Genomic DNA, 12,434 nt, shown 5'->3' on the forward strand with positions numbered 1-12,434 from the left:
ATAAATCACCAATTCTTACGTTATACAACTATGATGAACCAGGAGGACATATTCAAAAAGATAGGGCAGATACTTAATGAGTTAAATGACCAGTATCAATATCTTGCCCAAAATCCCCGTGAACTCAATGAATTGGAACTTGAACTTTTCCTGGCCAATGCCAGTTTCTTGTCTGATCACGTCAACATTATTAAGAAAATAAATAGCGGTACTGCCCCCCGGATATTATCCGGCCCTGCCGAAGTCAAAAAAGAGGAGCCTGCAGAAGATGTTTCCTCTACGCATGAAATTCTTCCTGCCAGACCCAGACTGGATGATGATATTTTTAAACTGGATAACGAACCTTCAAATTTCGAATTCATTTTAAATGAGAAGCCATCTACAGATAAGTTCGAATTCGAAGAAAAATCTATTGATGCCATATTTGACAGACCACTGAGCAAAGAAGAGGAGGTGATTATTGCGCAAAAACAAAAGCTCAGGGAAATGGATAGCCTGGGTATACAGCTTCCTGAAGAGGATGAGCTTGGGCCAGAACCATTTTTGGTGTCAGAACCTGTTGCAGTGCCAGTTGTTCAGGAAGTGCCGTTTGTTCAGGAAGAAGAAGCTAAACATCCCGTTGCTGAAATAATACCTGAACCTGAACCGGAGGAAGAGGAAGTTATTCCCGTAACCGAGCCGGTAGAAGAAGAGATTACCCCTGTGATAGAACCTGTAAAAGAGGAACCAGTTCCGGTAATTGAGCATAGCAAAGAAGAGCGCATAGCAGAGCCTGTTCCTGTTTATAAAGAAGAACCTGTTAAAGAACCAATTTTTGCATTCGGGGCAAAGCCAGTTCAGGAAGAATTATTCACACCTGTGCAAAGTCAAGCAGACAGCGAACCCGAAAAGCCCGTAGCTAAGCCTACATTGAATGATATTCTGTCTGGCAATACCAATGTCAGGAATATCAATTCTGAGAGCAGCAGAGTACAGATTAAGGACTTGAAGCAAGCCATCAGCCTGAATGATAAGATGCGGTATATCAAAGACCTGTTTAACGGGTACAATCTTGCCTACGCAGAAGCAATAGATCTGGTGAATAAAATGCCTGATTTTAAAACTGCGGACGAATTTTTACAAAGCAGTTATGCAGCGAAGAATAACTGGGCAGACAAACAGGATACAGTGGATCAGTTTTACGATTTGTTAAACCAGCGCTTTACTGTTAAATAAAGCCCATTCTGTTTGAATCAAGTTTCAGGAAGATAAAGAGTAATACCGTGAAACTCCATAAAGAGGACCCACCATAGCTGATAAATGGCAATGGGATACCAATTACCGGGATGATACCAATGGTCATCCCTATATTTATAAATACGTGGAAGAAGATAATACTCGCCACACAATAGCCATAAACCCTGGAAAAGGTAGAACGCTGCCGTTCGGCGAGGTTAATTACCCGCAACAGTAAAAAGATATATAGTCCGATCACAACTGAACAACCCAGAAAACCCCATTCCTCTCCAATCGTAGAAAAGATAAAATCAGTACTTTGCTCAGGTACATAGCCATATTTGGTCTGTGTACCCTCCAGAAAACCTCTTCCGGTCAATTGCCCTGCCCCGATGGCGATCTTGGACTGGATCACATTATAACCTGCTCCTTTAGGATCTGTTTTAAGGCCCAGCATAATTTCAATACGTGTACGCTGGTGCGGTTCCAAAACCTTTTCATAAGCTACCTTCACCAGAAACAGATATGCAATGGCTACAATGGTAGTCAGGATCATCGAAAACATCATCTTCTGTTTTCTCCTGTTCTGGTAAATAAAGAAACCTCCAACCACTGCAATAATCGGGATCAGGATATAAGAAGGAACCAGGAAATCGGCAATAAATAATACGATCATCCCCAGGAAAATCAATAAGAAGTAACCGGATAAGCCCTCTCTGTATAAAGGAAACATAAAGGCAAGAAATACGAGCGCCGATCCCGTATCAGGCTGAAGCATAATTAAAAACAGCGGAAAACCGATAATCAGCCCGGCAAAGAAAATTGATTTAACATCTGTAAACTTGGGGTTGAAATTCCCGACATACCTGGCAATCAGCAAGGCCGTTCCGAATTTAGCCAGTTCCGAAGGCTGTAACCTGAAAGCGCCCAGAGGAATCCAGGCCTGGTTACCAGCCACTTTACGGCCAACTACCAGTACTGCCATCAGCAGCAGCATCGTAATCCCATAAACTACAGGTGAAAATACGCTGAAGAATTTGGCATCGAGCAGCAGGATGGAAAACCCAAGCATTAACCCGGTAATGATATAAACTAATTGTTTTCCATAGTTACTGCTGAAGTTAAACAGTGTTGAAGTTTCGGGATTATAAAGCGAAGCATAAATATTAACGAAGCCAATGGTACATAAGGCCGTGTAAATCAAAATGGTGATCCAATCTACATTGAAGAAAAAGCGGCTGCCTTGTTGCGTAGTCATTTGCTTAGTTAATAGTTGTTTTAGTACTTACAATTTTATTTTCCGGTGAAGCTGGCAATACAACTGGTTTAGCAGCACTATCAGTTCCTTTAGGAGCCCATTTGATTTTCGGTCTTGGTACATCAGGTAAAACGACAAGTTTCTTCATCGCCTCTGACTGCGCCAGCCTTCCGCCAGAAATCTTACCTGTTAAATATTTTTCTGTGATATAACTGGCAATAGGTGCGGCGTAAACACCACCAAAACCCGCATTTTCGACAATTACAGCAATGGCAATTTTTGGATTATCACGCGGCGCAAAACCAACAAACACAGAGTGATTCTTTCCGTGTGGATTTTGTACCGTACCAGTTTTTCCGCAGAAAAGGATATTGGGGATCGCTGAAGCCCGCGCTGTACCATAAGACGCATTAACTGCGTCCTGCATTCCATCAATAACTGGTTCGAAGTGTGCTGCATCAATATCTACAGAATTTTTAACCAGGTATTCTTTTTTTACATCTTTCTTTTCTCCGATACCTTTAACCAGGTGAGGCTTGATATAATAACCGCGGTTTGCAATGATCGCCATGATATTAGCCATTTGTAAAGGTGTTGCACTCATCTCACCCTGGCCAATTGCCAGGGAGATTACAGTGGTGTACCCCCAGTGTTTACCAAATCTTTTTGTATATTCATCAGAAGTAAATATTCGTCCCTTACGTTCAAAGGGCATATCCAGGTCCAGTTTAGAACCCAGGCCGAACTTGCGGACTTTTGCAGACCAGGAATCATAAGCTTCAATTTTATTTTTGTACTTCTTCTGCGTCATCAGCTTCTGAAACACATAACAAGCATAAGTATTACAGGATCTTGCGAGTCCCTTACGAAGAGAGATATTTCCGTCTACGTGTTCACAACTTACAAAGTGATTTCCTGCCCAATAACCGCCAGGACAGTTAAAAGTCGTATTCGGATCAATTACACCTTCCTGCAGTGCGATTAAATCATCGAGTGGTTTAAAAGAAGAACCAGGAGAGTAATAACCTGAAAGTGGCCTGACTAAAAATGGTCTGTTTGGCGAACGGAAAATATCCATATAGTTATTACCCTGCTGTCTTCCAACCATCAGGTTAGGATCGTAAGTCGGGCTGCTGACAAAAGCCAGTACTTCACCAGTACTTGGTTCAATAGCTACGATACTGCCTACCTTATTTTTCAGCAGCTGCTCTCCTAATTTCTGAATATCAATGTCCAGTGAAGACACCAATGTTTCTCCGGAAATAGCCAGCGTATCAAACTTACCATTCAGATAACTTCCCTGGGGAACATTCCTGGCATTGTAAATCGTATTCTCTACGCCACGTTCACCGCGAAGTACATCATTATACTGACGTTCTACACCTGATTTTCCGATATAATCTCCCGGGCGGTAATATCCGTCACTTTCTTCAATATCCTTGTCTGAAACCTCTTTTACATAACCAAAAAACTGTCCGGCTACACTGTCCGGATAATGCCTGACTGTTCTGTTTTGGGTTTCAAAACCAATAAACCGGGAAAGTCTTTCCTGTAAGGCAGCATAGGTTTGTACCGATAATTGTTTCTCAAATACAGAACGCTGGTATTTAGACTGGTTTCTGGCCTTGTTAAATCTTTTATGGAAACCAGCCATATCAATTCCAATGATCCTGCATAAGGCAAGGGTATCAAACGGTTTGACCAGACTGGGCGTGACCATTAAATCATAGACCGGTTCATTTTGAACCAATACTTTATTGTTCCGGTCTGTGATGACCCCACGAGCCGGGAAAGTGTATTTTTTCCGTAACACATTGCTGTTTGCGGATAAAAAATAACGGTCACTGGCCACTTGTATATAAAAAAGCTGCCCCATTAAAATAAGTGCAACTACTATAAACAGACCTTGTATAATATATTTTCGATTGAAAAGATTCTCCATTTAGCGCATTTTTCTATTATAGAAGATAAATTCTATCAATATAACAGTGAATAAAGTAAAGATACCGCTAAGCAGGCATCTTAACAAAGTATAGGAGAGTTCTGTTAATTTAAAAGCTTCTAATAAGAAAAGCACAAGATGATGCGCAAAGGTACAAAGTAAGGCATACAAACCAAACCATTTGAATCCCATATTACCTAAAGTAGGTTCGGGTTCATCAAAATTGTCACGGCTTACCGTTACAGAAATGAATAAAATCCGTACAAAAACCAGCGTTACACAGGCTGCAGTATGTACACCTAAAGTATCATAAAAAGCATCCAGTGTTAAGCCTGTACCGAAAGCAATGAGGTATAGAATAGGGTTGGGAATACTAAAGGGAAGCAGTAGTAAGAACAGAATATACGTGAAAGGAGTAGCCAGATCATAAAAACTCAGGTTCCTTAACAAAAGAATCTGTATGGAAAGCAGAATGAACCACCTTAAGATATTGATTAATATGATTTTACTGTTCATTCGGCAATTTTGATTCTAATTCTTTTTGTTCCTCTGCCAGTTTGTTTTTGATCACATACACATATTGTAAAGTGCTGAAATCATTAAAAAGGTTAATTTGGATAGTCAGGAAATTATCTCCGGTAGAGATCCCTCTGTTACTGATCGTTCCTACCTGTATACCAGGAGGGAAGGAGCCAAAACCAGAAGTGATTACTGTATCCTTTAGTTTTACTTTGAAATGGTTGGGAACATCTTTAATGAATGCGGTTCTGTAATCCGAATTCCGGTCACCCCATACCAGTGAGCCTAATGCCTTGGTTGATTTGATACTGACACTGATTTTTGCATCTTTATTCAGCAGAGATTCTATAGTAGCCAGGTGTGGTGATACATCACGGATGATTCCAACTACACCTTTGCCGGCAGAGATTACAGCCATCCCGCTTTCTATGCCATCTAAAGCTCCTTTATTAATCGTAATGACGTTATTTCTTAAAGTGATGGAGTTTTTGATTACTCTGGCTGCCAGGTAAGTATACTGAACATGGGTAGCTGTATCTTTAACCAATGTATTTTTGGCACTATCAATGTTTTTAAGCGCCAGAAGGGCGGTATGAAGTCTTGCATTTTCAAAAGCAAGGCTATCATTTACTGTGCCCAGGTTCATATATTTTTTGAATACATTGAGCCGCTCATAAGCATGTCCAACAACCTCATTGGTAGAATTAAGCGTTACACTCCTTTGGTAAGCGTTGTTTTGAACAGTAAGGATGATGCCAATGGTGAAAAAGATGACAAACAGGAAAAATGCGTTGTATCTATTTATGAAAATCCAAAGGTTACGCATATTTCTTCATTCTGTATTGAGCTACAGTCCTCATTTTATTTAATGATAAAATGTGAGTGCTTTATACAAGCGGCTCACATTTTTTATACTGTATGTAATGATTAATTTATTGCATTAAAAACTTATAGCCACCGATATTTTTCAGTGCGATACCAGTACCACGAACAACCGCACGTAATGGATCTTCTGCTACGTGTACCGGGAGTTTTGTTTTAGCTGCGACACGTTTGTCCAGTCCGCGTAATAATGCTCCGCCACCTGTCAGGTAGATACCAGTCTGGTAGATATCTGCAGAAAGTTCTGGTGGGGTGATCTCTAATGCTTTCAGAATTGCTTCTTCAATTTTAGAAATAGACTTATCCAGGCAGTGTGCAATTTCAGTATATGAAACAGTGATCTGTTTTGGTACACCTGTCATTAAATCTCTTCCCTGTACCGCGAAATCTGCTGGTGGATCTGATAATTCAGGTAAAGCAGCACCAACTTCAATTTTGATTTTCTCTGCAGTACGGTCACCAATCATAATATTGTGCTGACGACGGATATAGTTTACAATATCTGAATCGAAGTTATCTCCCGCAACGCGGATAGACTGGTCGCAAACAATACCAGAAAGTGCAATTACAGCGATTTCAGTAGTACCACCGCCTATATCGATGATCATATTACCCATCGGCTCTTCTACGTCAATTCCGATACCTACAGCTGCTGCCATTGGCTCGTGAATTAAGTAAACTTCTTTTGCGCCGGCAATTTCTGCCGAATCTCTTACTGCACGTTTTTCAACTTCAGTGATTCCTGATGGAATACAGATTACCATTCTCAAAGATGGAAACATCCAGCCTTTTCCACCGTTCAGCATACGGATCATACCCTTGATCATTGCTTCAGCAGCGTTAAAGTCGGCGATAACACCATCTTTCAGTGGCCTTACGGTGCGGATGTTATCGTGGGTTTTACCCTCCATCTGCATCGCCTGACGGCCTATTGCGATAATTTTATTTGTTTGTCTGTCAAAAGCAACTATTGAAGGCTCATCAACAACCACTTTATCATTGTGTATTATCAGGGTGTTGGCGGTGCCTAAATCGATGGCAACCTCTTGTGTGAACCAGTTAAATAAACCCATTTATAGGTGATAAGTTATTATTAAAAATTCTATATACTATTTAATGTAAAACTACGTCTTTTTATTGTATTCGCAGTTAAAAAATTAGTGCTTAAAATGTCTGATGCCAGTGGTTACCATTGCGATACCTTTTTCATTCGCCATGTTCACAGAATCAGCATCTTTAATTGAACCACCCGGTTGAAGAACAGCAGTAATACCTGCTCCGGCAGCGATTTCAACACAGTCAGGGAATGGGAAGAAAGCGTCTGAAGCCATTACCGATCCGATTAAACTGAAGTTGAAAGCATTTGCTTTTACAATTGCCTGTTTCAAAGCATCAACTCTTGAGGTCTGTCCAACTCCACTTGCCAGTAAAGTATTGTCCTTTACAAACACAATTGTGTTCGATTTAGTATGTTTTACAATTTTATTTGCGAAAAAAAGATCTTTTAGCTCTGCAGCTGAAGGTGATTTCTCTGTTACGGTAACCATTTGATCAGTTCCTTCGATGATTAAATCTTTATCCTGCTCAATAACACCGTTTAATAAAGTTTTGAATTGTTTTTTACCTAATTCAACGTGGTTACGCTGAAGAATTACCCTGTTTTTCTTTGCTTTGAACAATTCAACTGCTTCAGATGCGTAAGAAGGAGCAATCAGGACTTCGAAAAACAATTTGTTGATTTCAGTCGCTGTCGCCAGGTCAATTTCACGGTTTGCAATCAGTACCCCGCCAAATGCAGATACCGGGTCACAAGCTAAAGCATCATCCCAGGCTTGTCCTATTGTTTCTCTCGAAGCAATACCGCAAGCATTAGTATGTTTTAAGATTGCGAAAGTAGGCTCGATAAATTCATCGATCAAACTAACGGCTGCATCAACGTCAACCAGGTTATTGTAAGAAAGTTCTTTTCCGTTTAATTTGGTGAACATTTCATCCAGATCTCCGTAAAAAACACCTTGCTGATGCGGGTTTTCTCCGTAACGAAGAGTTTTTGCCGTGTTAATACTTTGTTTGAATAAAGTAAGCGGCTCTTCGGTATTGAAGTAATTGAAGATCGCTGTATCGTAGTGAGAAGAAGTGTGGAATGCTTTTTTAGCATAAGCTTTACGCTGTGCTAAAGAAGTTTCGCCGTTTTGCTCTTCTAATTGTTGTTGTAGGTTTGCGTAGTCATCTTTTGAAGCAAGGATTACCACGTCATTAAAGTTTTTCGCAGCAGCCCTGATCAGGGAGATGCCACCAATATCAATTTTTTCAATGATTTCTTCATCAGAACCACCTGCTTTCAGTGTTTCTTCAAATGGGTATAAATCAACGATAACCAGGTCGATTTCAGGAATTTCATATTCCGCAATCTGTTCTTTGTCTGCTGCCAGGTTTCTGCGGTTTAAGATACCACCGAAAACTTTCGGATGCAAAGTTTTAACCCTTCCGCCTAAAATAGAGGGATAGCCGGTCAGATCTTCAACAGCTGTAACAGGTAAATTCAAGTCTTTAATGAACTGTTCTGTTCCACCTGTAGAAAACAATTGAACACCTTGCTGTGCAAGCAAGCGAACAAGTGGTTCTAGACCGTCTTTGTAATATACTGAGATTAAAGCGTTTTTGATCTTTATTTGTTGACTCATTGGGTGTGATTTTTGAGCCGCAAAACTATGATTTTTAAGCGATAAATTTCAGAGAGAAATGATAAAAAGTACCTTATTTTTTTATCTTTTTCAAAATACTCTCCACAATACGAGGATAATGTTGGTGTTCAAGCTGTTGTCCCTTGAATTTTACCATTTCCAAATTGTCATCTTTATCAATTTTATATTTAGCCTGGTAGATATATTCTCCTTCATCATAATTTTCATTTACGTAATGAATGGTGATGCCGCCTTCAGTCTCGCCTGCTGCCAGTACTGCTTTGTGTACATGATCTCCATACATTCCTTTACCACCAAATTTAGGAAGGATAGCCGGGTGAATGTTGATAATGCGGCCAGGATATTCAGCAATCAGATTTTGAGGAATAAGCCAGAGGAAACCCGCGAGAACAATCAGGTCTATATCCAGGTTTTTTAATAAATCAATGATAGAATCGGTCTGATAGAATTCTTTTCTGTCAAAAATATGAGAGGGAATTTCAAAATTATCTGCACGTTGTAAAACGTATGCGTCAGGATTGTTGGTCAATACCAGTGCAATTTCTACTTCTGGACTGTGTTTGAACAGTTCCATAATTTTCTGGGCATTAGAACCCGAACCGGAGGCAAAAATTGCTATACGTTTTTTCATTGGTTGTTTATTGTTATTTAATTGTATTCAAGCTGGCTTCGCCGGTTTTCATTAGTATTTATTGTTTTTAATTGTATTCAAGCTGGCTTCGCCGGTTTTCATTGGTTGTTTATTGTTATTTAATGGTATTCAAGCTGGCTTCGCCGGTTTTCATCTTATTTATCTTAATGATATTCAGGCAGGATAGATAGCTGAATCTATATAAAGTGGTTTTTTGTCAAAAATAGTATTTTGAGTATTGAATGAAAGGGTTTAATGAGAATATATTCATTTTTTAACTTAAAGCCCTTATTCTCACATCAATTTCTCCAGCATTTTTAATATCCATCCTTTTTTCTCATAAGGAGGATATATCATTCCAGACATATTAACTGATGATTGAAAGACTACTGCTCTTTCATGGGAAAACGTCTTGAAGCCAAAAAAACCGTGGCAGTTTCCCATTCCGCTTCCATTTACTCCTCCAAATGGCAAATTCGGATTAGAAATATGAATCAGCACATCATTTATACAAGCTCCACCAGAACTCGTGCTTTTCAACACCTGCCTGATAGCCGGCTTACTTTCGCTAAACATATAAAGTGCCAGAGGTTTGCTTTTTTCATTGATCATCCGGATCACCGTTTCCAGCTCAGTATAAGGAATAATCGGTAAAATCGGGCCAAAGATCTCTTCCTGCATAATTTTACTGTTCAAATCTGCATTGATAAGCAGTACAGGGTTTATTGTATGTTCTAATACCACGTAATCTCCGCCCCAAACTATTTCGGCTCCTTTATTCACCGCATCCTTAATTAAGGCCGTTAAACGATCGAAGTGTTTGAGATTAATGATTTTTGCGTAGGAAGATTCATTAGCCTGTCCGTTCTCATTCAGGAACATGTGACTGGCAGCTGATTTATAAAAAGTAATAAACTCTTCAAGTTTGGTCTGATGAACAAATACATAATCAGGCGCGATGCAGGTTTGCCCGGCATTAACCAGTTTCCCCCAGGCAATTTTTGTTGCTGCATTTTTAACAGCAGCTGTTTCATCAATAATTACAGGAGACTTTCCGCCCAATTCCAGCGTAACTGAAGTCAAATGCTGTGCAGCAGCCTTCATCACTATTTTGCCGACAGCAGTACTTCCGGTGAAAAAGATATGATCAAATGGAAGTTCTAATAAAGCTTTAGCCAAAGACTCATCACCTTCAAAACATGCTATTTCTTCCTTTTTGAATGCTTTTCTGATGATTTTAGCAATTACCGCACTGGTTGCAGGGCTGAATTCTGAAGGCTTTAGAATTGCACAATTTCCGGCTGCAATTGCAGAAATTAAAGGACTCATCATCAATTGAAATGGGTAGTTCCACGGAGAAATAATCAGGCAGATCCCCCTTGGCTGATAATAAATCCTGTTTTTAGCCAGCAAACCTGTGAAACTTTTGCCTGCATACCTGGGGCTCATCCAGCCTTTAAGGTTTTTAATCGCAAAGTCTATTTCGCTATAGATGAAGATCAGTTCGGTAACTCCGGATTCAAATTTACTTTTTCTCAGATCGGTTTGTAAAGCAGCGTATATTTCTTTTTCATACCGCTGAATAGTTGACTTCAGTAAATGCAGTTTATCAATACGTTCAGTTGCAGTAGTTAGCCGAAGGGCGTACTTATTCTTTTGCTGTAAATCAAAAACACTATTGATTATATGCGTCATTACTAACAGGCTTGAGTTAACAATATGTTAAGTTATCAAATAATTTCCATAGACCGGGCCGGTTCGCGAAAAGATTGACAGTTCAGGAGCAGGGGGAGCCGCTAATTAAGGGCATAGATAAAGCCTGTTTTGATTCATGTTGACTAGTGTCTGAATCCACTGTGGAGGTGAGCTGCTGTGGGTATGGGTTCATAGAAAAGTAGAGTACAACTTAATAGCAGAACCATACTATAGGTGTGGTTCTGCTATTAAAATAATCAGGAATGGCAGGAAGAGGATGAAGTTTGTTTGGAGCAGGGAAATACCAACTGAACTATTACAATATTGTGTGTAATTGCTTTTTTTTGCAAAATATTGATTCACAATATTTAAGAATCTTATAATCGGATTATAGTATAATCAAGAATATTTAAAATATTTGTAATATCGTTTTGCATATTAAAAACATAAGTTCTATATTTGCAGTCCGAAAAAAGGATAAACAGGGTTTGTTGTAATTACCAGACCTTTACATATAAAAATATTATTATACTAGAAAATGGCAAATCATAAATCATCTTTAAAAAGAATCAGAGCAAACGCTACTAAACGTTTACGTAACAGATACCAAGCAAAAACTACTCGTACTTTTGTTAAAAGATTACGTGCATCTGTAGATAAAAAATCAGGTCAGGAGTTATTGCCTAAAGTGATTTCTATGTTAGATCGTTTAGCTAAGAAAAATGTTATTCACAAAAACAAAGCTGCAAACAACAAATCTAAGTTAACTAAATTTGTTAACGGCTTAAAATAGTAATAGCTTTACAATATTGTAAACGGGATAGGCTTTGGCTTATCCCGTTTTTTTGTTTATGGTAAAATATGAACATAAAATAGGAATTAAATCTTTAGCCCCGGCTGATCGTCCCCGTGAAAAACTAATTTTAAATGGCCGCAGGCATTTATCGGACGCAGAACTTATTGCCATCCTGATCAGCTCAGGAAATAAAAATGAAACTTCTTTAGAGGTCAGTCAGCGAATCCTGCTTAACTATGGGAATGATCTTGATTTGTTAGCCAGGGCATCCTTTCAGGAATTGATCCTGTTTAAAGGAATAGGTGAAGCCAAAGCGCTGTCTATTATTGCCGCGCTTGAACTCGGTCGCCGCAGAAAAGAAAAACCACATGAAGAGTTCCCTCAAATTCATTCTTCCAATGACGCATTCGATTTATTAAGACCTGTCCTGGCAGATCTGGACCATGAAGAGTTCTGGATGCTGATTTTAAATAAAGCCAATTTTGTAATCTGTAAACATATGATCAGCAAAGGAGGACAGGCCAGTACAACTGTTGACCCAAAAATCATCTTTGAGAAAGCAATTGCCATGAAAGCCGCTTATCTCATCCTTGCACATAATCATCCTTCGGGGAACTGCAGACCGAGTAAAGAAGACATTGATGTCACTAAAAAGCTCGTTGAAGCAGGTCTGTTATTGGATACCCCGGTACTGGATCACCTCATAATTACGAATAAAAGGTTCTACAGCATGGCAGATGAAGAAATTATTTAATGTCAATTCTTCCATGTTTATGGGCTAATCAATATAC

11 protein-coding genes are annotated in these 12,434 nt (G+C 39.3%); 3 read left to right on the top strand and 8 right to left on the bottom strand.

Annotated features, from left to right (window positions below):
- The first annotated feature begins 30 nt into the window (after positions 1-30).
- Complete coding sequence (locus LY11_RS15875; RefSeq protein ID WP_111634650.1) at positions 31-1,215, top strand: hypothetical protein; 1,185 nt, start codon at positions 31-33, stop codon at positions 1,213-1,215.
- On the opposite strand, the gene rodA is transcribed toward LY11_RS15875, so the two are convergent.
- The 8 genes from rodA to LY11_RS15915 form a co-directional block, all read right to left on the bottom strand.
- A complete protein-coding gene (gene rodA / locus LY11_RS15880; RefSeq protein WP_111634651.1) occupies positions 1,208-2,473 on the bottom strand; it encodes a rod shape-determining protein RodA in 1,266 nt (421 codons plus the stop codon). The two genes, LY11_RS15875 and rodA, sit on opposite strands and share 8 nt — an antisense overlap.
- Positions 2,474-2,477: 4 nt before the next feature.
- A complete protein-coding gene (gene mrdA, locus LY11_RS15885) occupies positions 2,478-4,415 on the bottom strand; it encodes a penicillin-binding protein 2 (protein WP_111634652.1) in 1,938 nt (645 codons plus the stop codon).
- On the bottom strand, positions 4,416-4,931 hold the full coding sequence (locus LY11_RS15890) for a rod shape-determining protein MreD (protein WP_111634653.1): 516 nt from the start codon (positions 4,929-4,931) through the stop codon (positions 4,416-4,418).
- Entirely contained in the window at positions 4,921-5,760 is an 840-nt protein-coding gene (mreC, locus tag LY11_RS15895; RefSeq protein WP_111634654.1) for a rod shape-determining protein MreC, read from the bottom strand. Before mreC ends, LY11_RS15890 begins: the two co-directional genes overlap by 11 nt.
- Positions 5,761-5,866: 106 nt before the next feature.
- On the bottom strand, positions 5,867-6,889 hold the full coding sequence (locus LY11_RS15900) for a rod shape-determining protein (RefSeq protein ID WP_037440490.1): 1,023 nt from the start codon (positions 6,887-6,889) through the stop codon (positions 5,867-5,869).
- Positions 6,890-6,973: 84 nt separating this feature from the next.
- The gene (gene purH / locus LY11_RS15905; RefSeq protein ID WP_111634655.1) at positions 6,974-8,500 is read right to left on the bottom strand and encodes a bifunctional phosphoribosylaminoimidazolecarboxamide formyltransferase/IMP cyclohydrolase; all 1,527 of its coding nucleotides are present in this window, start codon (positions 8,498-8,500) and stop codon (positions 6,974-6,976) included.
- Positions 8,501-8,573: 73 nt separating this feature from the next.
- On the bottom strand, positions 8,574-9,152 hold the full coding sequence (gene purN, locus LY11_RS15910; protein WP_111634656.1) for a phosphoribosylglycinamide formyltransferase: 579 nt from the start codon (positions 9,150-9,152) through the stop codon (positions 8,574-8,576).
- A gap of 294 nt (positions 9,153-9,446) precedes the next feature.
- On the bottom strand, positions 9,447-10,847 hold the full coding sequence (locus tag LY11_RS15915; protein WP_245952799.1) for an aldehyde dehydrogenase family protein: 1,401 nt from the start codon (positions 10,845-10,847) through the stop codon (positions 9,447-9,449).
- 538 nt (positions 10,848-11,385) lie between these two features.
- Between LY11_RS15915 and rpsT the strand changes: the two genes are divergently transcribed.
- Together rpsT and radC are read left to right on the top strand one after the other, a co-directional pair.
- Complete coding sequence (rpsT, locus tag LY11_RS15920; protein WP_041878275.1) at positions 11,386-11,640, top strand: 30S ribosomal protein S20; 255 nt, start codon at positions 11,386-11,388, stop codon at positions 11,638-11,640.
- A gap of 58 nt (positions 11,641-11,698) precedes the next feature.
- A complete protein-coding gene (gene radC / locus LY11_RS15925; protein WP_111634657.1) occupies positions 11,699-12,397 on the top strand; it encodes a RadC family protein in 699 nt (232 codons plus the stop codon).
- The last annotated feature ends 37 nt before the right edge of the window (positions 12,398-12,434 follow it).

Source organism: Pedobacter cryoconitis (assembly GCF_003259615.1).
GTDB lineage: Bacteria > Bacteroidota > Bacteroidia > Sphingobacteriales > Sphingobacteriaceae > Pedobacter > Pedobacter cryoconitis.